Origin of the sequence: Streptomyces sp. NPDC101160, from assembly GCF_044768205.1 — a bacterium.
Lineage (GTDB): Bacteria > Actinomycetota > Actinomycetes > Streptomycetales > Streptomycetaceae > Streptomyces.
In genome coordinates this window covers 237,554-263,263 of the sequence record NZ_JBIWPJ010000001.1, presented here as the reverse complement: position 1 = coordinate 263,263, position 25,710 = coordinate 237,554, and the positions used below count along the sequence as shown (strand labels likewise).

The following is a 25,710-nucleotide window of genomic DNA, read 5'->3' as shown; positions in this document are numbered from 1 at the left end:
CCGTCCGGCTCACCCACGGCCGGTGGCGGCCCCTTCCGCCTGGTCGCTGGCGAAGGCGAAGTCGCCGATCTCGCCGTACGAGCCCTCGAAGGACAGCCCGAACGCCTCCGAGCTGCCCGAAGCGGTGCCGAGCGTGAACTCCGGCGCGAAGCCGAACATCGCGTTCTTCAGCGTCGTCGGGCCTCCGTCGGGCCCGGTCAGCGCGGTGACCTCGATCTCGGACCGGCCGCCCACGGACAGCCTGGGCCTGTCACCGTCGGAGATCCCGACCTCCGCGCGCTCCATGCCCAGGTAGTCGCCGAAGAACTGCGAGAGCTGCTCGAACGGACCTCCCTCGCGCCCGGACACGATGGTGTCGACCGCCTCCGCCTGCGAGTCGGTGGCGCCCGAGTCCACGACGATGCCGATCTTCCAGTCACCCGCCGTCAGATGGCTCGGGAACTGGTTGTAGAGCGCGAAGTCGACTCCCGACAGGTCCGTCTCGTCCAGATGCCCCTCGGCTATGTGGAAGACGCCCACACCCACGCACTGCTCGTTTCCCGCCTTGTCACGGGGCTGCGCGTCGACCGCGCAGCCGCAGAGCAGCGCACACGAACAACCGGCCAGATAATTGCCGGACATGCTCCACGACATGATGTGCTCCTCGGGAGAATTGCTTCCCCTTGGTTCCACGCTAGGCAGGCACCGGGAGCGATGCAACGGATGGTTGACGCTTCCACCGAAGGCTTCGTTGGAGGGGGGGTGGGGGCGGCACCCGGTGACCGGCCGTCGCATGATGTGATCATGCTGTTGACGTTCAAACCCGTCCTCGACCGGATCGCCGAGGAGATCGCCGGCCTCACCGAGCGCGGCCGGCCCGCCGACTACATCCCGGCCCTCGCCTCCGCCGACCCCGGCCGCTTCGGCATGGCCGTCGCCGAGCTCGACGGGACGGTGTACGGCGTGGGGGACTGGCAGCAGCCCTTCTCCACCCAGTCGGTCACCAAGGTGTTCACCCTTGCCCTCGCCCTCGCCCGCAAGGGCGAGCCGCTGTGGGACCACGTCGGCCGGGAGCCCTCCGGCAACCCCTTCAACTCGCTGGTCCAGCTGGAGTACGAGAACGGCATCCCGCGCAACCCGTTCATCAACGCGGGTGCCCTCGTCGTCACCGACCAGCTGCACCGCATCACCGGCGACGCCTCCGGCGTGCTGCGCGACTTCCTGCGCGCCGAGAGCGGCAACCAGGACCTCGACTTCGACCGCGACGTCGCCGCCTCCGAGACCGCGCACGGCGACCGCAACGCCGCCCTCGCGCACTTCATGGCCAGCTACGACAACATCGCCAACCCGGTACCGATCCTGCTGCGCGAGTACTTCCGCCAGTGCTCCATCGAGGCCTCCTGCGCCGACCTCGCCCTCGCCACCGGCTTCCTCGCCCGGCACGGCATCCGCGCCGACGGCTCCCGGCTGCTCACCCGCAGCCAGGCCAAGCAGATCAACGCCGTCATGCTCACCTGCGGCACCTACGACGCCGCCGGCGACTTCGCCTACCGGGTCGGACTGCCCGGCAAGAGCGGAGTCGGCGGCGGCATCATCGCGGTCGTCCCGGGCCGCTGCACGCTGTGCGTGTGGAGCCCCGGCCTCGACGAACGCGGGAACTCGGTCGCGGGCGTCACCGCCCTCGACCGGTTCACCACGATTACGGGGCTGTCCGTGTTCTGACCGGGTTCCGGCCGTCTTCGGCAAGTTTCGGTCGGTTTCTGCCGGGTTCCGGCCGGGGGTGGCCGGATACGGATCAGACCGCCGGGTCGAAGACCAGGACGTACGCCCCGCGGCGCTCCTCACCGTCCGGCAGCCGCCAGCCGGCGATCACGTGGCCGCGCGAGCCCGTGGCCTTCGGGTCGAGCACCCGGGCCAGGCGCAGCACCGGCGCGCCGGCACCGAGCCGTACGTCCGTGCCGTACGTGCCCTCCTCGACGACCGGCGCGGCCGACGTGTCCCACGCGCCCGTGCCGTCGAAGGACGCCTCGACGGTCGGGTCGGGGGTGTCCGACAGGCTCTGCGCCTGCGGCACCGCCCGGCCCTCCAGAAGTGCGGCCAACTCGCCGGCCAGGACCGGGTCGTGCGCCCCGTCGTAGAGCCAGCGCGTGCCGAGCACCCCGTGCTCCGACGTGCCGATCAGCCCGCGCTCGGCTCCCTCCAGCGGCGCGCCGCGGTAGGTCATCGGCACCAGGTAGGCGTGGACCTCGTCGCCGGAGGAGTCCGTGACCACCATGAACTCGATGCCCACCTCGCCCTCCGGGTCGTCGAGCCGGAAGCCGCCGGCCCGCTCGAGCTGGGGCACGGCGTCGGCGCCGCCCCGGTACCAGGGGCGGGTGGGCAGCCAGGCCGTGAGGAGCTCCAGCTTGGTCGGTGCCATGGTGGTCCTGTGAATGACAGACATCCTCGTGCACTTCCTCCGTGACGGTACGCTCCGGTCCCCGTGCGGGTGGACCGCCCTCGCACCGTACCGCCTGACGATCTTCGGTCAGAAGTCCGCGCCGGGCGCGCGCAGTTCACCGGATCCGGCTACCCGTGCGTACCAGCGCGCGCTCGACTTCGGCGTGCGCCGCAGCGTGTCGTAGTCCACGCGCACGGCACCGAACCGCTTCGCGTAGCCGTACGCCCACTCGAAGTTGTCGAGCAGTGACCACAGGAAATAGCCCCGCACATCGGCGCCCGCCTCGATCGCCCGGTGCACCGCCTCCAGATGCGCGTGGACGTAGGCCGCCCGCTCCGGGTCGTGCACCGAGCCGTCCGGCGCCGCCTCGTCCTCGTAGGCCGCCCCGTTCTCGCTGACCACCAGCGGGAGGCCGGGGTAGCGGGCCGAGATCCGGGTCAGCAGGTCCCGCAGGCCCGACGGGTCGACCGGCCAGCCCATCGCCGTACGCTCCCCGTCCGCCTGGTGGAAGGCGACGTCGTCCGCACCCGGCCACGGCGAGAAGGCGCTGTCGCCGTGCCCGTCGTCCTGTGGCTTCTGTTCGCCCTCGGCGACCCGCGAGACGACCGTCGGCGTGTAGTAGTTGACGCCCAGCCAGTCCAGTGGCTGCCCGGCCGTCGCCTCGTCGCCGTCCCGGACGAACCCCCAGTCGGTCAGCCGGGCGGTGTCCGCGAACAGCTCCCGCGGATAGCGGCCCTCCAGCATCGGGCCCAGCCACACCTGGTTGCCGACGGTGTCGATCCGGCGGGCCGCCTCCCGGTCCGCCGGCGACGCGGTCAGCGGTCGCACCTCGTGCAGGTTGAGCGACACGGCGAGCTTCGCCCCGGCCGGCAGCGCAGCCCGCAGCGCCTGCACGGCGAGCCCGTGCCCCAGGTTCAGATGGTGCGCGGCGCGCAGCGCGGCCACCGGTTCCGTACGCCCCGGGGCGTGCACCCCGGAGCCGTACCCGAGGAAGGCGCTGCACCAGGGCTCGTTGAGCGTCGTCCAGCGGCTCACCCGGTCGCCGAGCGCGCCGGCGACCAGCGCCGCGTACTCCGCGAACCGCTCCGCCGTCGCCCGCTCCGGCCAGCCTCCCGCGTCCTCCAGCTCCTGCGGCAGATCCCAGTGGTACAGCGTCAGCGCCGGCTCGATCCCGGCCGCGAGCAGCTCGTCCACCAGCTGCCGGTAGAAGTCGAGGCCCTTCTGGATCGCCGGGCCCCGGCCGGTCGGCTGCACCCGGGACCACGACACCGAGAAGCGGTAGGCGTTCAGCCCCAGCTCCGACATGAGCGCGACGTCCTCGCGGAAGCGGTGATAGTGGTCGACGGCGACATCACCCGTGTGGCCCTGGAAGACCTTCCCCGGTGTGTGCGAGAAGGTGTCCCAGATCGACGGCGTACGGCCGTCCTCCGCCACCGCCCCCTCGATCTGGTACGCGGCGGTGGCCGCGCCCCACAGGAACTCGGGCGGGAATCGGCGGACGGCGGTGAGCGGCCGGGTGTCGGACGCGGTCATGGAAGGGCACTCCCCACACAGATAAGGACGAGGAACGAAGGTCGAAGCACGAGGAACGAAGGACGAAGGACGAGAACGAAGGGCGGAGGCTTTGATCGCCGTACGGGAAACGAACCGGAGGCGGTCGAGGGGACGGGGCGGCCCGTCAGCTCTTGACCGCGCCCGCGGTGATCCCGCCGACGATGTGCTTGCCGAGCACCGCGAAGACGAGCAGCAGCGGCACCGTGGAGATCAGCGCGCCGGTCAGCACCACGGCCTGGTCGACGGTGTGGTCGCCGGCGCCGAGGCCGGCGAGTGCCACCTGGAGGGTGGGGTTGCCGTCAGGGGTGAGCGCGATGAAGGGCCAGAAGAAGTCGTTCCACGCCTGGACGAAGACCAGCATGCCGAGGACGGCCATGGCGGGCCGGGCGACCGGGAAGACCACGTGCCAGATGACGCGCAGCGAGTGGGCGCCGTCGATCCGGGCCGCCTCGACGAGCTCGACCGGCAGCGCCTCGACGAGGAACTGGCGCATGAAGAACACGCCGAACGCGGCCACCAGCGACGGCAGGACGACTGACTGGAGCTGGTCGACCCAGCCGAGGTCGGTGACGATCCGGTACAGCGGGATGACGCTGAGCTGCGGCGGGATCGTCATCGTCGCCACCACCAGGGTCAGCAGCACATTGCGGCCCTTGAACGGCAGCTTGGCGAAGGCGAAGCCGGCGAGCGTCGAGAACAGGACCGTGGACAGCGCCACGAGCGAGGCCACGACGGTCGTGTTGACGAGGGCCTCGCCCATGTCGACCTGGTTCCAGGCGAAGGAGAGGTTGTCGAGCAGGCGTCGCCCCGGCAGCAGCGGCGCGGGCGCGGTGACCACGCGGTCGCCGGTGTGCGAGGCGGCGACCAGGTTCCAGTAGAGCGGGAAGAGCGAGACGAGCGCGGCGAGGCCGAGCAGGACGTAGGTCAGCGGTCCCGCGTGGTGCTGGCGGCCGGCCTTCGGGCGGAAACGGGTGCGCATGTCGCTCAGCCCTCCACCTTCGTGCGGCCGGACTCCGCGCGGTCGGACTCCGCGAGGTCGGACTCCGTGCGGTCGGACTCCGTGCGGTCGGACTCCGTGCGGCCGGAATTCTTGCGGTGGGATCTCCTGCGGTCGGACTTCTGCCGGTCGGCGCGGGCGACGAGTGACTGGACGCCGCCGATGAGGAGTAGGAGCAGCAGCATCACCCAGGCGATCGCCGACGCCTGGCCGAGGGCGCCGGTGACCCAGCCCTTCTCGTACATCAGCAGGCTGAGCGTCTGGTACTGGTTGCCGCTGCCGCCGGATATGCCCACGCTGCCGCCGTACAGCATCGGCTCGCCGAACAGCTGGGTGGCGCCGATGGTGGAGACGATGACGGTGAACAGGATCGTCGGACGGATGGACGGGATGGTGACGCTGACGAACTGGCGCCAGCGCGAGGCCCCGTCGAGTGCGGCCGCCTCGTAGAGGTCCTGCGGCACGGCCTGCATCGCGGCGAGGTAGATGAGCGCGTTGTAGCCGGTCCACCGCCAGGTCACGATCACCGAAATGGCGATCTGCGCGGGCCACTTGGACGACTCCCAGTCGACCGGGTCGAAACCCGCCCAGCCGAGCGCCGAGTTGATCAGCCCGTAGTCGGTGTTGAACAGCTGGGCGAAGACCAGGGTGGCCGCGGCGATGGAGGTCGCGTACGGGGCGAGCACCGCGACCCGGAAGAAACCACGGCCGCGCAGACGGTAGTTGAGCAGGTGGGCGAGCCCGAGCGCCATGAGCAGCTGCGGGACGGTCGAGATCACGCCGATGGTGAAGGTGTTGCCGAGCGCGTTCCAGAAGAACTCGCTGCCGGCCAGGTCGGTGTAGTTCTCCAGGCCCTTCCACTGCGGATCGCCGCCGAGCTCCACCCGGTTGAGCGAGAGCCAGCCCGTGTAGAGCAGCGGGAAGAGACCGAAGGCGGCGAAGGTGAGGAAGAAGGGGGCGACGAAGACGTACGGCGTCGCCTTCAGGTCCCAGCGGTAGAGCCGGGAGCGCCGGGCGGTGGCCACGGGGCGTCCTTCCGGAGGTGTGCGGAGGAAGTGGATACGGGGCGATGGGGCGAGGGCGTCTCGAAGGCGCCGCGGTGGGGTCCGCCGGCAGGGAGCGGGCCCCACCGCCTCCCGCTACTGGTCGATCTTGTCGTCGACCAGGCTCTTGACGTTCTCCCAGGCCTTGGCCGGGTCGGTGCCCCGCTGCTCGATGTCGAGGATCCCGTTGTCGGTGAGGAAGGTCTTGACCTGGCCGTCCCAGCGGCTGATCGGGGCCGGCCGGATGTGCGCCGCGGCGGCCGCGTAGATCTCGCCGACCGGAGTGTCGCCGAAGTAGGGCAGCTTGGCGCCGGTCACCGCCGGGGAGGTCAGGGTCTGCTTGGTGGACGGGATGTTGCCGTTGACCGCGAACACCTTGGCGTGCTGGGCCGGCGCGGTGAGCCAGGCGGCCAGCTCCGCCGCCTCCTTCACGTGCTTGCCGGCCTTCGGTACGGCCAGGAAGGAACCGCCCCAGTTGCCGGCGACCGGCGGCGCGGCGATGTCCCACTTCCCCCGGTTGGCGGCGCCCGCCTGGTCCTTGATGATGCCGGTCATCCAGCTGGGGCAGGCGACCGTGGCGAACTTCGAGTTCTTGAAGGCGGCGTTCCAGGTGCCCTTCTCGTCGAACTGGCGCAGCTTGGCCGTGATGCCGCTCTGCGCGGCGGCGACGGCGGTGTCCCACGCCTTCTTCACGCCGGGGCTGGTCTCCCAGGCCAGCTCACCCTTCGCATTGGCGTACTGCTCCGGTTCGCTGTTGACGACGGCGTTGAACAGACCGCTCGCCGAGTCGTGGAAGAAGGTCCCCTTGGGTGCGTTCTTCTGGTACGTCCTGCCGGTCTCCAGGAACTTCGCCCAGTCGCCGGCCCACAGCCTGCCGACCTCGGTGCGGTCGGTGGGCAGTTTGGCCTTGGCGAAGAGCTCCTTGTTGTAGCAGATGGCCATGGGGCCGATGTCGGTGCCGAGGCCGATCACCTTGCCGTCGCCGGTGGTGGCCTGCTTGACCTTCCAGTCGAGGAAGGCCCCGAGGTCGGCGCCGCCCGTCGTGCCGAGGTCCACCCACTTGCCGGCCATCGACGGGCCGGTCGCCTCGGCGATGTAGCCGACCTCGATCGCCTGGATGTCGGCGAGGCCGCTGCCCCGCGAGAGGCGCAGCTTGAGGGTGTCCCAGTACTTCTGGCCGTCGGCGACGTTCGACTCGACGATCTTGATGCCGGGGTGGGACTTCTCGTACTCGGCGTAGAGCTTGGCGCCGGTCTTGTCGTCGTAGCCGAAGGAACCGAAGGTGCCGACCCGCAGCGTGATCGTGCCGCCGCCGGCGGCGTCCCCGCCGTCGTCGTCGCCGCTGCCGCAGCCGGTGAGCAGAAGCGCTCCGGCCGTCAGGGTCGCCAGGACCGCGAGTGCGGTGGGGCGGGCGCGGCCGGGGGCCCGTCTGCTGCTGGTAGTGCGCATTCCACTCTCCTCTGGGGGCAGGACCTCTGATAAGCCTGGATGGGAGCGCTCCCACCTCGTCGTTGCCGGAAGGTTCCTGCCTTGCGGGCGGCGGTGTCAAGACATGAACACGGATTCGCCGAAAGGGCGCCAGGCGGGCCGGTCCGGGTTCGGATCCGATACTGTGGGAGCGCTCCCATGTGTTTGCGTCGCACAACGGCGCGTCGGGCGGGAGCGGGATCGTGGCCTATCTTGACCAGGTCGCCGTACGGGCGAGGGCGAGGCCGCACGAGGGGAGAACGAGGGGCGTGAGCGGACGGCACAGGAGCAGACCCACGCTGGAAGAGGTCGCGGCCCGGGCCGGGGTCGGCCGGGGCACCGTGTCCCGCGTCATCAACGGCTCGCCCCGGGTGAGCGAACAGGCCCGCGCGGCGGTCCACCGGGCCGTCGAGGAACTCGGCTACGTGCCGAACCTGGCCGCCCGCGCACTGGCCGGCAACCGCACCGACGCCATCGCGCTCGTCATCCCCGAGGCTGAGTCCCGGCTCTTCGCCGAGCCGTACTTCCTCGACCTCATCCGCGGCGTCAGCGCCGAACTCGGCGAAGCCGACAAGCAGTTGCTGCTCACCCTGGTCCGCACCGAACGCGAGCGCCAGCGCTTCGAGCAGTACCTCGCCGCCCGCCGGGTCGACGGCGTCCTGCTCGCCTCCGTACACGCCGACGACCCGCTGCCCGACCGGGTCCGCGAGCTCGGCCTCCCCGTCGTCCTCGGCGGCCGCCGCGGCGCCGGCGAGTCCGCCGCCTTCGTCGACTCCGACAACCAGGGCGCCGGCCGCGCCGCCGTCGCCCACCTCGCCGCGCGCGGCCGCCGCCGGATCGCCACCATCACCGGCCCTCTCGACATGTACGTGGCGCGCGCCCGCCTCGACGGCTACCGCGAGGGCATCGCGGCGGCGGGCCTCGCTCCCGACGAACTGCTCGTCGCCACAGGCGACTTCACCGAGGAGGGCGGTCGTCGCGCCATGCGCGAGCTCATCGACCGCGCCCCCGGCCTCGACGCCGTCTTCGCCGCCTCCGACGTCATGGCGGCCGGTGCCCGGGGCGTGCTGCGCGAGGCCGGCCGCCGCATCCCCGACGACGTCGCCCTCGTGGGCGTCGACGACTCGGCCGTCGCCCGCCTGATGGACCCGCCGCTCACCAGCGTCCGCCAGCCGATCGAGGAGATGGGCCGCACGATGGCGCGCATGCTCCTCGACGAGATCGCCGAACCGGCGGGTGCGGCGACCGCGGCGGACGCGACGGAGGCGGTGGACCGGGAGCGGTATGTGCTGCCGACGGAGCTGGTGGTGCGGGAGTCGTCCTGAGGAGCTCTCGTCCTGAGAAGGTCTCGGCTTGGGAGGGCCGGGAGGGAACGCCGGTCAGGGGACGACGACGGTGAGCGAGGTCTCGGTGACCCGGAAGCCGAGCTTCTCGTACAGCTGACGGGCCGGATTGGCGTCGCTCACCGCCAGCCCGATCGCCGCGAGACCGCGGGCCGTGGCGTCCGCCAGCATCCGGCGCAGCAGCACCGAGCCGAGTCCGGCCCGCCCGGCCCCCGGCAGACGGAACACGGTCGTGATCCACGGCAGGCCGTCCCGGTCCGTGACGACGACCCCGGCGACCACCCGGTCCTCCGCATCGACCACGAGTGCGCTGCACGGCAGCACCGGACCCAGCATGTCGCCGGACAGCAGGGGCACGAGCTGGGTCTCCAGGGCCTCCGTGTCACCGCCCGGGAAGTGGTCCGGATGCCCGGCCGAGAAGGCGGCCCGCCAGGCCGGGAAGAGGTCCCGCGCCGGACGGTCGCACGGTACGAGGCGAAGCCCGGCCGGCGGTTCCGCAGCCGCCCATGCGGCCGGTGGCGGGTCCGTGACCAGCTCGCGCCTCATGCCGTGGGCGTGACGCATCACCCGTGCGCCGTGCCCGAGCAGCTCCTCGCCGAGCTCCACGGATCCCGACACGGCCCACCCGGACATCCCCGCGAGGATCGCGGGCACCGGATCGGGTCCGACCACCTCGGCGAGGTCGGCCCACGGATGGCCGTCGCGCGTGCCCCGGAGGTAGGTCAGCACCGGCTGACGGTCGGGGCCGGCGAGGGTCTGGCGTTGTTCGTCCTGCAGAGTCAACTGTGCGCCTATCGGTAGCGAGCCATGGCGGAGTCATGGCGGAGTCGCGGTGAGCGGGCCCATGTTCCGCCGCCCGCCCCGGATGGGCAACGGAATTACCCGGGCCCTATGACCCGGGCCCTCCCGCGATGCCGGAGGGCGGGCCAGCACCAGAAGGTGCGGCCCGCCCGGCGGGGTCGTGACTCAGGCGCGCCTCACAGCGCCGGGTACGCGTTCTTCAGGAGTTCCCGGAACTGGGCCGAGAACCACTGGCCGGCCAGTGGCGCGTCCGGCAGGGCCCCGGACATGCTGTTGCCGTTGCGGACGTTGCCCGTGTACGTCGGGTCGCACATCCGGTCGAAGCCCTTGCCCTCGTTGTTGGGGATCTCCTTGCTCGCGCCGTCGGACTCGCCCGGCGGCTTCATCCAGACGTACGCGTCGATACCCGGCTCCGGAGCCGCCTTCGGGCGTTCGCCGAGGCCCGCGCTCGCCTGGTTGCACCAGTTGCCGGGGTTGATGCGACGGTCGTAACGGCCGCCGTCGACATAGGTGTTGACGTCCGTCTTCGCGCCGGGTCCGGTGGGACGGGCGGTGCCGCCCCAGCCGTTGCGGGAGGTGTCGATCAGCATGCCGATCCTGGAGTCGAAGCCGACCGAGACCAGCTTGTCCCGCATCGCCTGGGCGTACGACAGCTCGTCGGTGTAGCGGTTCCAGTCCACCCACTTCGACTGGCGCACCGAGACCCCGTTGACCGTGTCGCCGATGCCGAAGTGGTCCTCCTTCAGGGCGCTGTAGTTCGCGGTGTTGACGATGAAGCCGGTCACGTTGGCGACGGTCGAGCCCTCGGCGGTCGCCGCCGTCTTCAACAGCTCGGCGGACGGCCCGAAGTTGTCGTCCCAGCCCAGCCAGCCGTGGTGGCCGGCGTCCAGGTAGTTGTAGACGTTCGGGATCGCGCCCAGCTTGTTCAGGGCGTAGCCGACGCCCTTGATGTAGTTGCCGTTGGCCTTCATCACGTCGCAGTTCGCGGTCGCCGTCGGCCGGCCGCTCACATTGGTGACCAGGTTCGGCAGCGAGTCCAGCTCGACCGTGGTGACGATCCGCAGGCCGGCGTACTTCGGGTCGGACAGGACCGCCGCGATCGGGTCGATGTACTGCGTCTTGTACTTGTCGATCTCCGTCGGGCCGAGTTCGCCGTTGGAGGCGAGGGCCGCGCAGTCCCGGCCCGGCAGGTTGTAGATGACGAACTGGACGACCATCTCGCCGTCGCCCTTCTGCCGCAGAGCCTCGTCGAGGTGCGCGCGCACGCCCATGGCGCCGTTCGCACCGTTGATGGCGGCGATCCGGTCCAGCCAGATGCCGGTGGGCTGGTTCGACACCCGGGTGCCGCCCGGCTCGGCCGCCGCGTGCGCCGACCACTCCGGGTTCACGTACACCCTGGCCCCGACGTACGGGTTGTCGACCCTGGCCCCGGCGGGCGGCGTCGTGGGCGGCGTCGTGGGCGGTGTGGTCGGCGGGGTGGTCGGGGGTGTGGTCGGCGGTACGGAGCCGGTGCAGGTGACGCCGTTCAGCGTGAACGTCGCCGGCACCGCGTTCGTACCGCTGTAGGTGGCGTTGAAGCCGAAGGAGGTGGAACCGCCCGTCGCGAGCGTCCCGTTGTACGAGAGGTTCCTGGCGGTCACGGCGGCGCCGGACTGGGTGATGTCGGCGTTCCAGCCCTGGGCGACCTTCTGGTCGCCTCCGTAGCTCCAGCCAAGCGTCCAGGCGTTGACCGGGTCGCCGAGGTTGGTGACGGTGACATTGGCCGTGAAACCGGAGTTCCACTGGTTGGCCACCTGGTAGTCGACCTTGCAGCCGGCGGCTGCGGCGCCAGCGGTGGCGGTGCTCAGGGCGGTGGCCGTCGCGCCGGTGGCGGCGATCAGGCCGAGCGCCGCGAACAGGGCGGTGCGGCTTTTCGTGCGGCTCATGGTGTGGGGTGCCCTTTCAGTTTCCGTTCAGGGCGCGCAGATGGTCGCGCAGCCCTGTGCCGAATGCGGTGGGGGTGCCGTCGTACGAGGTGATCAGGGCCGGCCCGGAGGCGCAGTTCCAGGTGTTCCAGGTCCAGCCCAGGTAGGACAGGCCACGCTCGTCGAACCACTTCATGACGCGGTCGACGAATCCGTGTCCGCAGGTGTTCTCGCCGATCTCGCCCGCCACCAGGGGGACCTGGGCGGCGACCGGGGCGAGGGTGCTGCCCCAGCACGTCTCGTCCACGCAGGAGTTGAAGTTGTAGACGTGCCAGGCGGCGGCCAGCCGGCCGGCCGGGTCCGTGGGGCGGTGCGCGAGCCACTGGCTCAGATCGTTGGAGTACGCGAGGCCGGGCACCAGGAGCAGGTTCTGCGCCCCGGTCCCGCGGACCGCGTCCACCAGGTCCTGCATGCCGGCGACCTCGTACCCGATCCCGGGGCAGGTCCCGCCGTCGCGCCAGCAGGTCCATGCCTGGGCGGCGGTGGGGGTGGCCCGGTCCGGGTAGGGCTCGTTGAACAGGTCGAAGGCGACCCGCCGGTCGTTCTTGAAGGTCTCGGCGACGGAGGCCCAGAACGCCGGGGTGTACTGGGCGTCGGGCATCGGCTTCTGGCAGGTGGCGTGGACGTCGGCGCAGCCCGCGGAGTTGCCGGTGTACTGGCCGTACGTCCAGTGGAGTTCGACGATCGGGGTCATGCCATGGGCGAGCACCCGGCCGACCAGGTCCTTCACGGCGTTCTGGTAGGTGGCGCCCCGGTACTCGGGCTTGACGTTGGCCAGGCCGAGCCAGCACTCCTCGTTGAGCGGGATGCGGACGGCGTTGGCCTTCCAGTCGGCGATGGCCTGGACGGCGGCGTCGTCGACGGGTCCGTCGAAGATGCCGTACCCCTGCACGCACATGAATTCGCCGCCCGAGCGGTTCACGCCGAGGAGGCGGCGGGTGGCGCCGTTCTGGTCGGTGAGCCGGTTGCCGGTGACGCCGAGCTCGGGAGCGCCGGTGACCGGGGGCGGGGCGGTCGGAGCGGGGGTCGGAGTAGGAGTAGGAGTAGGAGTAGGAGTAGGAGTGGGCGTCGGGGGCGCGTCCTGGTTGCAGACCGTGCCGTTGAGCGTGAACGTACCCGGAGCGGGGTTGCCGCCCGACCACGAGGCGAGGAAGCCGGTGGTCGCGCTCGCTCCGGTGGCGAGCGAACCGTTCCAGCTCTCGTTCGAGGCGGTGACGCTCGCGCCCGACTGGGACCATCTGGCGCCCCAGCCCTGGCTGATCACCTGACCGGCCGGGAAGTCGAAGCCCAGCTTCCAGGAGCTCACGGAGGGACCGTTGTTGGTGACGGTCAGCGCGCCCTGGAAGCCGCCGGCCCAGGAGCCGGTGACGGAGTACTGCACGGTGCAGACCGGTGCGGCCGCGGCTCCGGTGGCCGTACCGACCAGGGCGAGAGCAGTGCTCGCCGCGGTGAGCGCTGCTCCCGCGAGCAGCGCCGGTAATCGTGGGGGATGGCGCATGAGCGAGTCCTCACGTCGAGGGCACACCGGTGACGGCGCGCCGACGGGTTGGATCCGCTCCCACTGGTCGGGCCGACCGTAGCGACAACTTCCCTCAAGGAAAAGAGGAGTTGACCAAATTGGTCGGCGGAATGCCTTCGACTCTTCGGGTGTCTTGACGGCGTCTCGCCGGATCTGCACAGTGGGAGCGCTCCCACTGGTTCAGAGCTTGACCGCTCCCGCCCTCGCTCCACCCCCACCCGCCGAGACGCGAGGAGAACCACCCGCATGCCACTGCGAACGCCACGACCACCCCGAGTGCGCCGTGCCGTCCGGCCGCTCACCGCGCTGGCCGCCGTACTCGCCCTTCCCGCCGCCCTGCTCGCCGTCGGCCCGCCCGTCCAGGCCGCAACCGCGGCCGTCCAGTGCAGCGTCGACTACAAGACCAACGACTGGGGCTCCGGCTTCACCGCCGAGCTCACCCTCACCAACCGCGCCACCACGGCCCTGAACGGCTGGACCATCGGATACGCCTACACGGGCGACCAGAAGCTGGGCAACGGCTGGAACGGCACCTGGACCCAGTCCGGCAAGACCGTCACCGTCACCAACGCCGACTGGAACGGGACCGTCGCCGCCGGTGCCGCCGTCACCACCGGGGCCCAGTTCAGCTACACCGGCACCAACGTCGCCCCGACCTCCTTCACGGTCAACGGCACCGCCTGCAGCGGCGCACACCAGCCGCCGGTGGCCGTCCTCACCAGCCCCGCCCCCGGCGCCGTCTACACCGAGGGCGACGCCGTCCCGCTCGCCGCCACCGCGGCCGCCGCCGACGGCGCCACCGTCAGCAAGGTCGAGTTCTACAGCGACACGAGCCTCATCGGCACCGACACCACCGCGCCCTACACCCTCGGCGCCACCTCCTTGCCGGCCGGCGCCCACTCGCTCTACGCCAAGGCGTACGACTCGCTCGGCGCCACCGGCGAGTCCGCCCCGGTCGGCATCACCGTCGCCGCCGGCCCCGCGCTCGTCGCGAGCCCCGCCCAGCTCTCCGTACGCCAGGGCGCGACCGGCACCTTCGACCTGAAGCTCTCCACCCGGCCGAGCGCGGACGTCACCGTGACCGTCGCCCGCACCTCGGGCGTCACCGGCCTCACCGCGAGTCCGGCCACGCTCACCTTCACCCCCGCGAACTGGAACACCGCCCAGCGGGTGACCGTCACCGCCGCCTCCACCGGCACCGGCACCGCCGTCTTCACCGCGACCGCCCCCGGCCACGCCAAGGCCGAGGTCACCGTCGCCCAGCTCGCCGCGGACTCCACGTACGACGCGCGCTTCCTCGACCTCTACGGGAAGATCACCAACCCGGCCAACGGCTACTTCTCACCCGAGGGCATCCCCTACCACTCCGTCGAGACCCTGATCGTCGAGGCCCCCGACCAGGGCCACGAGACGACCTCCGAGGCGTACAGCTACCTCGTCTGGCTCCAGGCGATGTACGGCAGGGTCACCGGCGACTGGTCCAAGTTCAACGCCGCGTGGGGCACGCTCGAGAAGTACATGATCCCCACCCACGCCGACCAGCCGACCAACTCCTCCTACAACGCGGCCAAGCCCGCCACCTACGCCCCCGAGTGGGACCTGCCGTCCCAGTACCCGGCCAGGCTCGACAGCACGGTCGCGGCCGGCACCGACCCGCTCGCCGCCGAGCTGAAGAGCGCCTACGGCACCGACGACATCTACGGCATGCACTGGATCCAGGACGTCGACAACGTCTACGGGTACGGCAACGAGCCCGGCACCTGCTCCACCGGCCCCACGGCCACCGGCCCCTCGTATATCAACACCTTCCAGCGCGGCCCGCAGGAGTCCGTCTGGGAGACCGTCACCCACCCCACCTGCGACCGGTTCGCCTACGGCGGGAAGAACGGCTACCTGGACCTGTTCACCGGTGACAGCTCCTACGCGAAGCAGTGGAAGTTCACCGACGCCCCCGACGCCGACGCCCGCGCCGTCCAGGCCGCCTACTGGGCCGACGTGTGGGCCAAGCAGCAGGGCAAGGGCGCCCAGGTCGCCACGACCGTCGGCAAGGCCGCCAAGATGGGCGACTACCTGCGCTACGCCATGTTCGACAAGTACTTCAAGAAGACCGGCGACTGCGTCGGGCCCACCACCTGCCCCGCCGGCAGCGGCAAGGACAGCTCCCACTACCTGCTGTCCTGGTACTACGCCTGGGGCGGCGCCACCGACACCTCGGCCGCCTGGTCCTGGCGGATCGGCTCCAGCCACGCGCACGGCGGCTACCAGAACCCGCTCGCGGCCTACGCCCTGAGCAGCTACGCCCCGCTCAGGCCCAAGTCGGCCACCGGAGCCGCCGACTGGGCCACCAGCCTCAAGCGCCAGCTGGAGTTCTACCGCTGGCTCCAGTCCGACGAGGGTGCCATCGCGGGCGGCGCCACCAACAGCTGGCAGGGCCGCTACGCCACCCCGCCGGCCGGCACCCCCACCTTCCACGGCATGTACTACGACGAGAAGCCCGTCTACCACGACCCGCCGTCCAACCAGTGGTTCGGCTTCCAGGCGTGGTCCATGGAGCGCGTCGCCGAGTACTACCAGCAGACCGGCGACGCCGCGGCGAAGACCGTGCTCGACAAGTGGGTCTCCTGGGCGCTGTCCGCCACCACGATCAACCCGGACGGCACCTACCGCATCCCGGCCACCCTCCAGTGGTCCGGCGCGCCCGACACCTGGAACGCGGCGAGCCCCGGCGCCAACAAGGGCCTGCACGTCACCGTCGCCGACTACACCGACGACGTCGGCGTGGCGGCCGCCTACGCCAAGACCCTGACCTACTATGCGGCCAGGTCCGGCGACGTCGCGGCCAAGCGGGTCGCCAAGGCGCTCCTCGACGGCATGTGGACCCACTACCAGGACCCGCTGGGCATCGCGGTCCCGGAGACCCGCGCCGACTACAACCGCTTCGACGACCCCGTGTACGTACCGAGCGGCTGGACCGGCACCATGCCGAACGGCGACGCCGTGAACTCCTCGTCCACCTTCGTCTCGATCCGCTCCTTCTACAAGAACGACCCGGCCTGGCCGAAGGTCGAGGCGTACCTCGCGGGCGGCGCCGCCCCCGTCTTCACGTACCACCGGTTCTGGGCCCAGGCGGACATCGCCATGGCCATGGGCGCGTACGCGCAGCTGCTCGAGTAACGGCCGCCGCCCCGCGTGAGGGAGCGGCCCCGCGTACGACGCGGGCGGGCGGACCCCGGTCCGGGGTCCGCCCGTTCGGCGTGCCGGAACGCGGCCGCTAGGGGGCCGGGACGACGTCGAGACCCAGCTCGTGGTTCTTGATCGCCTCGCGCACGGCGTTGACGAAGCCGTTCCAGAATCGGTCGGCGTAGGGCGCGGCGGTGCTCGGCACGCCGGCCGTCGAACGGCGATTCGCGGCGCCGGAGAAGTTGCCGAACATCGCCGAGCGCAGCGCCGTGGAGATCTCCAGCTGCGCGCCGGCGCCGGTGCGGGTGCGGTTGACGATGTTCGTCGGGTCGTCACCGTTGATGGGGTCGGTGGAGCCCGCGAGGACCACCGTCACGTTCCAGTCCGGGTTGCTGTTCTTCGTGTTGAGACCGTACTTGTCGAAGGCCGCGAGCAGGTTGCGCTTGAGGCGCTCGTCCCGGCCGCCGACGTTGATCTTCTTCTCGGTCGGCTCGCTGAAGCCGTGCAGGGAGACCGCGTACAGGTTGTTGGCACAGGCGGCCAGCGCGGCCGGGTCGTCGCAGTGGGTGGACGTGACGTGCTGGTTGTCCGGGTTGGCGAGCGCCTCGAACATCCAGTAGTCGCGCTGCGGCTGCCCCGCCACCGCCGCGCTCGCCGGGTCGGTGGTGTAGTCGAAGGGCGTGTAGCCGGCGACGGCCATGCACAGCTCGCTCGTACCCGACTCGATGGCACCGCCGTGCGGTGCGATGACCGCGGTGCTGTTGACGGCGACGCTCGTGTTCTTCGCGTTGTCCGTGACCTGGACCGGCGCGCCGATGCGGAAGCGCCGCATCCACTCGACGCCCTCGTTGGCCGCGTTCTTCGTGTACATGTCCGTGTTCGAGTTGTAGAACTCGGTCGCGGCCGCGGCGGGCGTGGCGCCGTTGCCCACCACGGCGTTCAGCGTGGGCAGGGCCGCGGCGACGGCGGCGACGGAGGTGAGCACGGTGCGTCTGCTGGTGTTGGTCATGAGGGTGATCCTGCACCACGACCCGACGGCCGCTTCCAGGGGGTCCCTCTGGACATGACAAGGCGCGGAGGCCGGTGAGCGGAGCGGGCGATCCGATAACCGGTGACCTGGCTTGATCACTCAGACCGGAAACCGGCTGTCGCGATTCGTGCGCCACACCGTAGAAACGGGTGCTGTTTCCCGTTGGTCGCTTTCCGATCCAAGGAGCCCCTCATGACCCGTTTGCGCACCACCGCCATGGCCCTCGCCGGCGCCGCCGCGATGTTCGCCCTCACCGCCGCGCCCGCCCAGGCGGCCCCCGGTGACGTGACGACCACCTGCGCGAGCACCGCCACCCCGGCGGGCTACGTCGACGTCAGCTGGGGCTACAGCGCCAGCTGTGGCACCCAGAACTTCGACCCGAACATCAAGCAGATCAAGCAGCTGACCGGTCTGCCGATAGGCACCGTCGTCCAGGCGTGCGGCTCCACGTACTACCCGGCCGGCTGGACGGCGACCAGCTCCTACTACTCCAGCTCCTGCGTCGCCTTCCCGAACTCCGGCTTCAACAACAACGCCTGGACCCTCAAGCGCGTCTCCTGACCGCACCGGGCACGGATGAGCCGCGGCCGATGCCTTCGTCAGTGCGCTGACGAAGGCATCGGCCGTCATCGGTATGCCTGGTCTACGGAGCGGGCACCGGCTCCGCCGGGCTGCGCAGCTGCTCCGCCGCGTCCGAGACCCGGCGCATCAGCGACAGGAAGAGCGTCTGCTCCTCGGCGGAGAGCGGCGCCAGGAAGACCTGGTTCATCCGGGCCGTGCGCACCGTCAGGCGCTTGTGCGTGCGCGCGCCCTCGTCCGTGAGCCGCAGCAGGAAGCGCCGGCCGTCCTCCGGGTCGCGCACCTTGTCGAGCAGGCCGCGGCGGGTGAGGCGGCTGATCACCTCGGCGATCGTGGACCGGTCCAGGCCCACCCGCTCGCCCACGGTCCGCTGGTCGAGCCCGGGTTCGGCGGTCAGGGCGTTGAGCACGCCGAACTGCGGGGAGGTGATCTCCTCCGACACCATCGTCGTCCACAGCAGATGGTGTGCCTGCTGGAGCCGCCGGGCCAGGTGCCCGGGATGCGTGGTCAGGTCCACCGCGGCCATGGCGTGCCTCCTTCTGTCGTTTCGTCGGCGCACGGAACGATACCCCGCCCGCTCGGGGGTGCCCGCGACCCGTTGACGCCCCGCCCGGCGCCTGTCAGCATGGCGCAGTCGGCGCAGATGCTCAGTGCACTGACTAATGTGCAGGACTGATTTCCCAGTGATTTCCCACGGATTTCCCCTCCTCTCCGAGCGAACCGAAAGGCCCTCCATGGACAAGGTGGTCGCCACCGCCGCCGAGGCGGTGGCGGACGTCCCGGACGGAGCGACGCTCGCCGTCGGCGGCTTCGGCCTCAGCGGCGTACCGAACGCCCTCATCCAGGCCCTCCACGCCCACGGCGTCGGCGGCCTGGGCGTCGTCTCCAACAACTGCGGCGCCCTCGACTCCGGCCTCGCCCTGCTGCTCGCCGCCGGCCGGATCACCCGCGTCACCGGCTCGTACATCGGCGCGAACAAGGAGTTCGCCCGCCAGTACCTCGCCGGCGAACTCGAGGTCGAGCTCATCCCGCAGGGCACCCTCGCCGAGCGCCTGCGCGCCGGCGGCTGCGGCATCCCGGCCTTCTACACCCCGGCCGGCGTCGGCACCCAGGTCTCCGACGGCGGCCTGCCCTGGCGCCACGACAGTGCGGGCGGTGTCGCCCTCGCCTCGCCGCCCAAGGAGGTACGCGAGTTCGACGGCGTCCCGCACGTCCTGGAGCACGCCATCCGCACCGACTACGCCCTGGTCCGCGCCGCCGTCGGCGACCGGCACGGCAACCTCGTGTTCCACGCCTCCGCGCGCAACTTCAACCCGCTGGCCGCCATGGCCGGCCGGGTCACGATCGCCGAGGTCGAGGAACTCGTCGAACCCGGCGCCCTCGACCCCGACCACGTCCATCTGCCCGGCATCTTCGTCCAGCGCGTGCTCGCCCTCACCCCCGAGCAGGCGGTCGACAAGGGAATCGAACGACGCACGGTCTCCGCACCTCCGACACGAGGGACGACACGATGAGCTGGACCCGCGAACAGATGGCCGCGCGCGCCGCCCGGGAGCTGACGGACGGCCAGTACGTCAACCTCGGCATCGGCCTGCCGACGCTCATCCCCAACCACCTGCCCGCCGGCGTCGAGGTCGTCCTCCACTCCGAGAACGGCATCCTCGGCACCGGCCCGTACCCCACCGAGGACGAGGTCGACCCCGACCTCATCAACGCCGGCAAGGAGACCGTCACCCTCCTCCCCGGCGCCTCCTGCTTCGACTCCGCCCTCTCCTTCGGCATGATCCGCGGCGGCCACATCGACGTCGCCGTCCTCGGCGCCATGCAGGTCTCCGCCCGCGGAGACCTCGCCAACTGGGCCGTGCCCGGCCGGATGGTCACCGGCATCGGCGGCGCCATGGACCTCGTCCACGGCGCCCGCACGGTCATCGCGCTGATGACCCACACCGCCAAGGACGGCACCCCGAAGATCGTGGCGGAATGCGACCTGCCGCTCACCGGGCGCGGCTGCGTCGACCGCGTCATCACCGACCTCTGCGTCCTCGACGTCACCGCCGACGGGCTCGCCCTCGTCGAGACGGCTCCCGGGGTGACGCCGGAGGAGGTGGCGGCCCGGACGGCGGCCCCCGTGCTGCTGCCCGGCGATGCCCGGCAAGCCGTCGTCGGCTGACCGCTGACCGCTGACGGCGTCTCCCTGCCGTCCTCCCGCCGACCTTCGCACCCCGACTCCCTCTCCTTGCGGAAGGATTCATGACCGAGCTCACGCAGGACCGCATCGACGCCGAGATCGGCGCCCTCCAGGACGCCTACGACACGGCGCTCGCCGCCGGCGCCCCGGTCCGCCACCACCCGCCGCGCGACTACCCCCCGTACCGCAGCTCCCTGCTCCGCCACCCCCGCCGGCCGCTCGTCGCCATCGGCCCCGAGGCCGCCGGCGACCCGGAGGCCGTGGAGCTCAGCGGGCCCGTGTTCGGCCCCACCGACGTCACCGAGTACGACAACGACCTCACCCGGGCGCCCGGCGGCGAACCCCTCGGTGAGCGGATCACCGTCACCGGCCGCCTGCTCGACCGCGCCGGCCGCCCGGTGCGCGGACAGCTGATCGAGATCTGGCAGGCGAACGCCTCCGGCCGCTACGCGCATCTGCGCGACCAGCACCCGGCCCCGCTCGACCCCCATTTCAGCGGCGTGGGACGGACCCTGACGGACGATCAGGGCCGCTATACCTTCACCACCGTCAAGCCGGGCGCCTATCCCTGGCGCAACCACACCAACGCCTGGCGCCCCGCGCACATCCACTTCTCCGTCTTCGGCACGGCGTTCACGCAGCGCCTCGTCACCCAGATGTACTTCCCCGGTGACCCGCTCCTCGCCCACGACCCGATCCTGCGCTCCGTCACCGATGCCGCCGCCCGCGAGCGGCTCGTCGCGCGCTACGAACACGGCCTGTCACAGCCGGAGTTCTCACTCGGCTACGCCTGGGACATCGTCCTCGACGGGCCCGCCGCCACCTGGACCGAGGAAGGCCGGTGAACACGATGAAGCCGCTCCTGCCGCCGACCGCGTCCGCCACCGTCGGCCCCTTCTACGGCTACGCCCTGCCCTTCCCCGACGGCGAGCGCGTCGCCCCCGAGGGCCACCCCGAGCGCATCACCCTGCACGGCTACGTCCTCGACGGCGCCGGAGACCCCGTACCCGACGCACTCCTGGAGTTCTGGCAGGCCGCCCCCGACGGCTCCCTCGCCGGCGCCCCCGGATCCCTGCGCCGCGACCCGGTCACCGGCGGACACCTCGGCCGCAACGGCACCGCCTTCACCGGCTTCGGCCGCGTCGCCACCGACGCCGACGGCCACTACGCGCTGCACACCCTGCCGCCCGGCAACCCCGGTCAACCCCACATCAGCGTCTGCGTGTTCGCCCGCGGACTCCTCCACCACCTCTACACCCGCGCCTATCTCGCCGACGGCCCCGACCCGCTGCTCGACCGGCTCCCCGCCGACCGGCGCGCCACTCTGATCGCCGCCCCGGAGCCGTACCGCACCCACCGCTTCGACATCCGCCTCCAGGGCGAGGGCGAGACCGTCTTCCTGGAGTTCCCGTGATGCCCTCCACCGCCGGGGCGCTCCCGGACGCGGGACTGCTCGATCCCGTACGCGCGGGCTCGCCCGCCGAGGCCGCCACCGGCGACACCGCCTTCCTCCAGGCGCTGCTCGACGCCGAAGCCGCCCTCACCCGCGCCCAGGCCGCCACCGGAACCGCCCCCGACGCCGCCGCCCGCGCCGTGACCGCCGCGGCGTCCGCACCCGGCCGCTTCGACCTCCGCTCGATCGCCCTGCGCGCCCGCGCCGGCGGGAACCCGGTCATCCCGCTTGTCGCCGACCTGACCGAAGCGGCGGGGGAGTGGGGGCCGTACGTCCACCGGGGCGCGACCAGCCAGGACGTCCTGGACACCGCCGCCATGCTGGTGGCCACCCGCGCCCTCGGCCTCGTCCTGGCCGACCTCGTCCGTACGGAGCGGGCACTCGCCGCCCTCGCCGCCGCCCACCGCGACACCGCCATGCCGGGCCGCACCCTCACCCAGCACGCCGTGCCCACCACCTTCGGCCTCAAGGCCGCCGGCTGGCGTTCCCTGGTGCTCGACGCCCGCGACCGGATCACGGCGGTACGGGACGGGCTGCCCGTCCAACTCGGGGGAGCGGCCGGCACCCTGGCGGCCTTCGCCGACGCCGCCGGCGCGGACACTCCCGTGGCCGCGACCGGGCTGCCCGCCGCTGATGCTCCTGTGGCCGCGACCGGGCTGCCCGCCGCTGACGCTCCCGTGGCCGCGACCGCGCTGCCCGCCGCGTACGCCCGCGAACTCGGCCTCGCCGCGCCCCTGTTGCCCTGGCACGCGCTGCGCACCCCGGTCGCCGACCTCGCCGGCGTCCTCGCGCTCACCGCCGGGGCGCTCGGCAAGATCGCCGCGGATGTGCTGACCCTCTCGCGCACGGAGATCGCCGAGGTCGCCGAGGGCGAGGGCGGCGGCTCGTCCGCCATGCCGCACAAGGCGAACCCGGTCCGCGCCACCCTCGTCGCCTCCGCCGCCCGCCGGGCCCCGCACCTCGCCGCGAGCCTGTACTCCTGCCTCGCCGCCGAGGACGAGCGGCCCGCCGGAGCCTGGCACGCCGAATGGGAACCGCTCCGCGACCTGCTGCGCCTCGTCGGCGGCGCCGCACACCACAGCGCCGCCCTCGCCGAAGGGCTCCGCGTCGACCCGGCCGCCATGCGCGCCCACCTGGACCTCACCGGCGGGCTCCTCGTCGCCGAACGGCTCGCCACGGCCCTGACCCCGCGCCTCGGCAGGGCCCGGGCCCGCGCGCTCCTGACCGAACTCGCCGCCCGCACCCGCACCGAGGGCCGTCCGCTCTCCCAACTCCTCGCAGAGGAACGGGAACTGGCCGGCATCGACCCCGCCGTGCTTGCCGACCTCGCCGACCCCGCCCGCGCCACCGGCTGCGCCGGGGCCCTCACCGACCGAGCCCTGGAGCGACGTTGACCCCGGACCGCACCCTCCACCATGTCGCCGAGGGGCCCGCCACCGCGCCCGTCCTGGTCCTCGGCCCCTCGCTGGGCACCTCCACCGCGCTGTGGGACGCCGTCGCCCCCGAACTGTCCCTCACCCACCGGGTCGTCCGCTGGGACCTGCCCGGCCACGGCCGCTCGCCCGCCGGACTCATCGGCCCGGGCGCGACCGTCGCCGACCTGGCGCGGCTGGTCCTCGACCTCGCCGACACCCTGGGCGCCGACCGCTTCTCGTACGCCGGAGTCTCCCTCGGCGGCGCCGTCGGCCTCCACCTCGCCGCCCACCACCCCGAACGGGTCGAACGCCTCGCCGTCCTCTGCTCGTCCGCCCACTTCGGCGGCCCGGCACCCTGGGAGGAGCGCGCGGCATCGGTCCGGCGCGAGGGCCTCGCGAAGCTCGCCGAGACCGCCGACGCCCGCTGGTTCACGCCCGGGTTCACCGTGCCGCGCCTCGTCGACGACCACCGGCACGCCGACCCGGAGGCGTACGCGGCGTGCTGCGACGCGCTCGCCGCCTTCGACCTGCGCGACCGGCTGGCCGGCATCACCGCGCCCACCCTGCTGGTCGCGGGCCGCGAGGACCCGGCCACGCCGCCGGCCCATCTCCGGGAGATCGCCGACGCCGTCGCCGGCTCCGCGCTCACGGAGATCCCCGGTGCCTCGCACCTCGCCGTCGCCGAACGCCCCGAGGCCGTGCTCCCCGCCCTCCGCGCCCACTTCGCGGAGGCCACCGTCCGCAGCGGCATGAAGGTCCGCCGCGAGGTCCTCGGCGACCCGCATGTCGACCGGGCCCAGGCCAGGCAGACCGAACTCACGGCCCGCTTCCAGGACTTCATCTCCCGCTACGCGTGGGGCGAGATCTGGACCGACCCGACCCTCAGCCGCCGCGAACGCAGCCTGATCACCCTCACCGCGCTCGTGGCCCACGGCCACCACGACGAACTCGCCCTGCACCTGCGCGCCGCCGGGCGCAACGGCCTCAGCGACGAGGAGATCGCCGCCGCCCTCCTCCAGACGGCCGTCTACTGCGGAGTCCCGGCGGCCAACTCCGCCTTCGCCGTGGCCCAGCAGGTCCTCGGGGCTAGTACGCCGGAACCCGGGCGAAGCGCTCCGTGACGTGCAGATCCGCCTCGATGCCGGCGATCGCCGCCGTCAGCTCGGGCAGCACCTCGCGCACGCACTCCTCGCGCGAGCGGCGGGCCGCGTGCAGGGCCACGTTGACGGCGGCGACGACGCGGCCCGCGCGGTCGCGCACCGGCATCGCGATCGACCGCAGTCCCTCCTCCAGCTCCTCGTCGACCAGCGCGTACCCGTCGTGCGCCACCCGGTCCAGGAGCGCGTCGAGTTCGGCGCGCGCGGTCACGGTGTGCGGGGTGAGGGCCCGCAGTTCGGAGCCGGCGAGCCGGGCGGCGCGGTCGGCGGCCGGGAGGCCCGCGAGCAGGACCCGGCCCATGGAGGTCGCGTACGCGGGGAAGCGGGTGCCGACGGTGATGTGGACGTTCATGATCCGGCTGGTCTCGACCCGGCCGGTGTACTGGACCTCGTCGCCGACCAGCACGGCCAGCGACGTGGACTCGCGCACCCGCTCGGCCAGGCCGGCGAGGTGCGGCTGGGCGATCCGGGTGAGCGTGGTCCGTGACAGCGGGGCGAACCCGAGCGACAGCACGCGCGGCGTCAGCCGGAACTCCCGTCCGTCCACGGCCACACAGCCCACGTGCTCCAGGGTGATCAGCGCCCGCCGGGCCGTGGCCCGGGCCAGGCCGGTGGCCTCGGCGACCGCCGTGAGCGGCAGCGCGGCCCGGCCCGCGCCGAACGCGGTGATCACGGTCAGGCCACGCGCCAGCGACTCGACGAACTCCCGCCCCAGCTCCTGCTTGGACGCGCCCGTCCACGCGGCCAGGCCGCTCGGAGCCCCCGGCTCCGGCTCCGGCGCGTCCCGCAGCGCCCGCTCCATCGCGTCGGCCGCGGCCCGCAGTCGCGGCAGCAGGGTCGTGTGCAGCGAGCCGGCGTCGTGCCGGCTGGTGTGGCTCACGGTGCTCAGCACGCACGCGATCCGACCGTCGGCCGCGCGCACCGGCACCGCGAGCGCCACGAGCCCCGGCTCGACCAGCTGGTCGTCCACCGCGAAACCGGCCTCGTCCGCCTCGGCGACCCGCTCCGCGAAGTCGCCCCCGGCGGCAGCGCCCGAGCGGCCCTGGGGCAGCGCGGGAAAGCCGAGCCCCGCCGGATCGGCCGTCCGGCGCTCCCGCCACCGCTCCCACTCCGCCTCGTCCCACTCCGCGGCGAACAGGACACCCGGCGCGGTGCGCTCGGCCGGCAGCAGATCGCCGATGCGGAAGCTCACCGACATCGCCCGCCGCCGGGTGGCCTGGTGGACGAAGCGGATGCCGTCGCCGTCGGCGACCGCGAGCGACACCGACTCGTCCAGCTCGTCCGCGAGCGCGTCGGCGCGCCCGCCGAGCAGCTCGGGCAGCCGTACGGAGGCGAGATAGGCGTTGCCGAGTTCGAGCAGCTGGGGCGCGAGCACGATGTCACGGCCCTCGACCCGTACGTATCCCATGCGGGCGAGCGTGCCGGTGACCCGGTCGACGGTGGAGCGGGCGAGCCCCGTGGCGCGTTCGAGTTCGCCGACCGTCAGCCGCCCGCCCGCGTCGGTGAGCCGGCGCAGCACGCCGAGGCCGCGCAGCAGGGGCGTCACCGCCTCGGGCGGCGCGTCGGCGGTCGTGTCGTGGTTCGTCGGTGGCATCGGCTCT

Annotated in this window: 22 protein-coding genes; 10 read left to right on the top strand and 12 right to left on the bottom strand. The window is 72.3% G+C overall.

Annotated elements, in window-relative coordinates; genetic code table 11:
- Nucleotides 1-9 precede the first annotated feature (9 nt).
- The gene (locus ACIRSU_RS01300) at nucleotides 10-621 is read right to left on the bottom strand and encodes a DUF1326 domain-containing protein (RefSeq protein WP_403787925.1); all 612 of its coding nucleotides are present in this window, start codon (nucleotides 619-621) and stop codon (nucleotides 10-12) included.
- Between the two features lie 162 nt (nucleotides 622-783).
- Here ACIRSU_RS01300 and ACIRSU_RS01295 point away from each other — a divergent pair, with 162 nt between their 5' ends.
- Nucleotides 784-1,701 (top strand): glutaminase, encoded by a 918-nt coding sequence (locus ACIRSU_RS01295; protein WP_403787923.1) that lies wholly within the window; start codon nucleotides 784-786, stop codon nucleotides 1,699-1,701.
- Between the two features lie 73 nt (nucleotides 1,702-1,774).
- On the opposite strand, the gene ACIRSU_RS01290 is transcribed toward ACIRSU_RS01295, so the two are convergent.
- The 5 genes from ACIRSU_RS01290 to ACIRSU_RS01270 form a co-directional block, all read right to left on the bottom strand.
- Entirely contained in the window at nucleotides 1,775-2,422 is a 648-nt protein-coding gene (locus ACIRSU_RS01290) for a 1,4-alpha-glucan branching protein (protein WP_403787921.1), read from the bottom strand.
- A gap of 84 nt (nucleotides 2,423-2,506) precedes the next feature.
- Nucleotides 2,507-3,952, bottom strand: a complete 1,446-nt coding sequence (locus tag ACIRSU_RS01285) for a GH1 family beta-glucosidase (protein ID WP_403787919.1) — start codon at nucleotides 3,950-3,952, stop codon at nucleotides 2,507-2,509.
- Nucleotides 3,953-4,097: 145 nt separating this feature from the next.
- Nucleotides 4,098-4,952 carry a carbohydrate ABC transporter permease gene (locus ACIRSU_RS01280; protein WP_403787917.1) on the bottom strand — a complete coding sequence of 285 codons (855 nt, stop codon included), beginning with the start codon at nucleotides 4,950-4,952 and terminating at the stop codon, nucleotides 4,098-4,100.
- Nucleotides 4,953-4,957: 5 nt separating this feature from the next.
- Nucleotides 4,958-6,031: a carbohydrate ABC transporter permease gene (locus ACIRSU_RS01275; RefSeq protein ID WP_403789368.1), complete on the bottom strand. Its 1,074-nt coding sequence runs from the start codon at nucleotides 6,029-6,031 to the stop codon at nucleotides 4,958-4,960.
- A 78-nt stretch (nucleotides 6,032-6,109) separates the two neighbouring features.
- Nucleotides 6,110-7,462 (bottom strand): ABC transporter substrate-binding protein, encoded by a 1,353-nt coding sequence (locus tag ACIRSU_RS01270; RefSeq protein WP_403787915.1) that lies wholly within the window; start codon nucleotides 7,460-7,462, stop codon nucleotides 6,110-6,112.
- Nucleotides 7,463-7,749: 287 nt separating this feature from the next.
- On the opposite strand from ACIRSU_RS01270, the gene ACIRSU_RS01265 reads away from it, so the two are divergent.
- Entirely contained in the window at nucleotides 7,750-8,805 is a 1,056-nt protein-coding gene (locus ACIRSU_RS01265; RefSeq protein ID WP_403787913.1) for a LacI family DNA-binding transcriptional regulator, read from the top strand.
- A 54-nt stretch (nucleotides 8,806-8,859) separates the two neighbouring features.
- Here ACIRSU_RS01265 and ACIRSU_RS01260 read toward each other — a convergent pair whose 3' ends face one another.
- From ACIRSU_RS01260 to ACIRSU_RS01250, 3 genes are all read right to left on the bottom strand, one after another.
- Nucleotides 8,860-9,606, bottom strand: coding sequence for a GNAT family N-acetyltransferase (locus ACIRSU_RS01260; protein WP_403787911.1), 747 nt, complete (start codon nucleotides 9,604-9,606; stop codon nucleotides 8,860-8,862).
- Nucleotides 9,607-9,800: 194 nt separating this feature from the next.
- Complete coding sequence (locus tag ACIRSU_RS01255; protein ID WP_403787909.1) at nucleotides 9,801-11,549, bottom strand: glycoside hydrolase family 6 protein; 1,749 nt, start codon at nucleotides 11,547-11,549, stop codon at nucleotides 9,801-9,803.
- Between the two features lie 16 nt (nucleotides 11,550-11,565).
- Entirely contained in the window at nucleotides 11,566-13,086 is a 1,521-nt protein-coding gene (locus ACIRSU_RS01250) for a cellulase family glycosylhydrolase (RefSeq protein WP_403787907.1), read from the bottom strand.
- A 267-nt stretch (nucleotides 13,087-13,353) separates the two neighbouring features.
- Here ACIRSU_RS01250 and ACIRSU_RS01245 point away from each other — a divergent pair, with 267 nt between their 5' ends.
- The gene (locus ACIRSU_RS01245; protein WP_403787905.1) at nucleotides 13,354-16,281 is read left to right on the top strand and encodes a glycoside hydrolase family 48 protein; all 2,928 of its coding nucleotides are present in this window, start codon (nucleotides 13,354-13,356) and stop codon (nucleotides 16,279-16,281) included.
- Nucleotides 16,282-16,378: 97 nt separating this feature from the next.
- On the opposite strand, the gene ACIRSU_RS01240 is transcribed toward ACIRSU_RS01245, so the two are convergent.
- The gene (locus tag ACIRSU_RS01240) at nucleotides 16,379-17,296 is read right to left on the bottom strand and encodes a poly-gamma-glutamate hydrolase family protein (RefSeq protein ID WP_403787903.1); all 918 of its coding nucleotides are present in this window, start codon (nucleotides 17,294-17,296) and stop codon (nucleotides 16,379-16,381) included.
- A gap of 213 nt (nucleotides 17,297-17,509) precedes the next feature.
- Between ACIRSU_RS01240 and ACIRSU_RS01235 the strand changes: the two genes are divergently transcribed.
- Nucleotides 17,510-17,878: a hypothetical protein gene (locus ACIRSU_RS01235; RefSeq protein WP_403787901.1), complete on the top strand. Its 369-nt coding sequence runs from the start codon at nucleotides 17,510-17,512 to the stop codon at nucleotides 17,876-17,878.
- Nucleotides 17,879-17,960: 82 nt separating this feature from the next.
- On the opposite strand, the gene ACIRSU_RS01230 is transcribed toward ACIRSU_RS01235, so the two are convergent.
- A complete protein-coding gene (locus ACIRSU_RS01230; RefSeq protein WP_403787899.1) occupies nucleotides 17,961-18,422 on the bottom strand; it encodes a MarR family winged helix-turn-helix transcriptional regulator in 462 nt (153 codons plus the stop codon).
- 208 nt (nucleotides 18,423-18,630) lie between these two features.
- Between ACIRSU_RS01230 and ACIRSU_RS01225 the strand changes: the two genes are divergently transcribed.
- From ACIRSU_RS01225 to pcaD, 6 genes are all read left to right on the top strand, one after another.
- The gene (locus tag ACIRSU_RS01225; RefSeq protein ID WP_403787897.1) at nucleotides 18,631-19,410 is read left to right on the top strand and encodes a CoA transferase subunit A; all 780 of its coding nucleotides are present in this window, start codon (nucleotides 18,631-18,633) and stop codon (nucleotides 19,408-19,410) included.
- Complete coding sequence (locus ACIRSU_RS01220) at nucleotides 19,407-20,066, top strand: CoA transferase subunit B (RefSeq protein ID WP_403787895.1); 660 nt, start codon at nucleotides 19,407-19,409, stop codon at nucleotides 20,064-20,066. Before ACIRSU_RS01225 ends, ACIRSU_RS01220 begins: the two co-directional genes overlap by 4 nt.
- Before the next feature lie 80 nt (nucleotides 20,067-20,146).
- Complete coding sequence (gene pcaH / locus ACIRSU_RS01215) at nucleotides 20,147-20,929, top strand: protocatechuate 3,4-dioxygenase subunit beta (protein WP_403787893.1); 783 nt, start codon at nucleotides 20,147-20,149, stop codon at nucleotides 20,927-20,929.
- A 5-nt stretch (nucleotides 20,930-20,934) separates the two neighbouring features.
- Complete coding sequence (pcaG, locus tag ACIRSU_RS01210) at nucleotides 20,935-21,498, top strand: protocatechuate 3,4-dioxygenase subunit alpha (RefSeq protein WP_403789367.1); 564 nt, start codon at nucleotides 20,935-20,937, stop codon at nucleotides 21,496-21,498.
- Nucleotides 21,498-22,931, top strand: a complete 1,434-nt coding sequence (gene pcaB / locus ACIRSU_RS01205; protein ID WP_403787891.1) for a 3-carboxy-cis,cis-muconate cycloisomerase — start codon at nucleotides 21,498-21,500, stop codon at nucleotides 22,929-22,931. Before pcaG ends, pcaB begins: the two co-directional genes overlap by 1 nt.
- Entirely contained in the window at nucleotides 22,928-24,073 is a 1,146-nt protein-coding gene (gene pcaD, locus ACIRSU_RS01200; RefSeq protein ID WP_403787889.1) for a 3-oxoadipate enol-lactonase, read from the top strand. Before pcaB ends, pcaD begins: the two co-directional genes overlap by 4 nt.
- Here the strand turns inward: pcaD and ACIRSU_RS01195 are convergent.
- The gene (locus tag ACIRSU_RS01195; RefSeq protein WP_403787887.1) at nucleotides 24,039-25,703 is read right to left on the bottom strand and encodes an IclR family transcriptional regulator C-terminal domain-containing protein; all 1,665 of its coding nucleotides are present in this window, start codon (nucleotides 25,701-25,703) and stop codon (nucleotides 24,039-24,041) included. The genes pcaD and ACIRSU_RS01195 overlap by 35 nt on opposite strands.
- Nucleotides 25,704-25,710: the final 7 nt, after the last annotated feature.

What these genes read in the sequence shown, in the direction of transcription:
- ACIRSU_RS01280 (WP_403787917.1), bottom strand. Translation starts at nt 4,952, where the DNA reads ATGCGCACCCGTTTCCGCCCGAAGGCCGGCCGCCAGCACCACGCGGGA.
- pcaH (WP_403787893.1), top strand. Translation starts at nt 20,147, where the DNA reads ATGACCGAGCTCACGCAGGACCGCATCGACGCCGAGATCGGCGCCCTC.
- ACIRSU_RS01255 (WP_403787909.1), bottom strand. Translation starts at nt 11,549, where the DNA reads ATGAGCCGCACGAAAAGCCGCACCGCCCTGTTCGCGGCGCTCGGCCTG.
- ACIRSU_RS01230 (WP_403787899.1), bottom strand. Translation starts at nt 18,422, where the DNA reads ATGGCCGCGGTGGACCTGACCACGCATCCCGGGCACCTGGCCCGGCGG.
- pcaB (WP_403787891.1), top strand. Translation starts at nt 21,498, where the DNA reads ATGCCCTCCACCGCCGGGGCGCTCCCGGACGCGGGACTGCTCGATCCC.
- ACIRSU_RS01195 (WP_403787887.1), bottom strand. Translation starts at nt 25,703, where the DNA reads ATGCCACCGACGAACCACGACACGACCGCCGACGCGCCGCCCGAGGCG.
- ACIRSU_RS01245 (WP_403787905.1), top strand. Translation starts at nt 13,354, where the DNA reads ATGCCACTGCGAACGCCACGACCACCCCGAGTGCGCCGTGCCGTCCGG.
- ACIRSU_RS01295 (WP_403787923.1), top strand. Translation starts at nt 784, where the DNA reads ATGCTGTTGACGTTCAAACCCGTCCTCGACCGGATCGCCGAGGAGATC.
- ACIRSU_RS01235 (WP_403787901.1), top strand. Translation starts at nt 17,510, where the DNA reads ATGACCCGTTTGCGCACCACCGCCATGGCCCTCGCCGGCGCCGCCGCG.
- ACIRSU_RS01220 (WP_403787895.1), top strand. Translation starts at nt 19,407, where the DNA reads ATGAGCTGGACCCGCGAACAGATGGCCGCGCGCGCCGCCCGGGAGCTG.
- ACIRSU_RS01270 (WP_403787915.1), bottom strand. Translation starts at nt 7,462, where the DNA reads ATGCGCACTACCAGCAGCAGACGGGCCCCCGGCCGCGCCCGCCCCACC.
- ACIRSU_RS01290 (WP_403787921.1), bottom strand. Translation starts at nt 2,422, where the DNA reads ATGTCTGTCATTCACAGGACCACCATGGCACCGACCAAGCTGGAGCTC.
- ACIRSU_RS01240 (WP_403787903.1), bottom strand. Translation starts at nt 17,296, where the DNA reads ATGACCAACACCAGCAGACGCACCGTGCTCACCTCCGTCGCCGCCGTC.
- ACIRSU_RS01300 (WP_403787925.1), bottom strand. Translation starts at nt 621, where the DNA reads ATGTCCGGCAATTATCTGGCCGGTTGTTCGTGTGCGCTGCTCTGCGGC.
- pcaG (WP_403789367.1), top strand. Translation starts at nt 20,935, where the DNA reads ATGAAGCCGCTCCTGCCGCCGACCGCGTCCGCCACCGTCGGCCCCTTC.
- ACIRSU_RS01285 (WP_403787919.1), bottom strand. Translation starts at nt 3,952, where the DNA reads ATGACCGCGTCCGACACCCGGCCGCTCACCGCCGTCCGCCGATTCCCG.
- ACIRSU_RS01225 (WP_403787897.1), top strand. Translation starts at nt 18,631, where the DNA reads ATGGACAAGGTGGTCGCCACCGCCGCCGAGGCGGTGGCGGACGTCCCG.
- ACIRSU_RS01250 (WP_403787907.1), bottom strand. Translation starts at nt 13,086, where the DNA reads ATGCGCCATCCCCCACGATTACCGGCGCTGCTCGCGGGAGCAGCGCTC.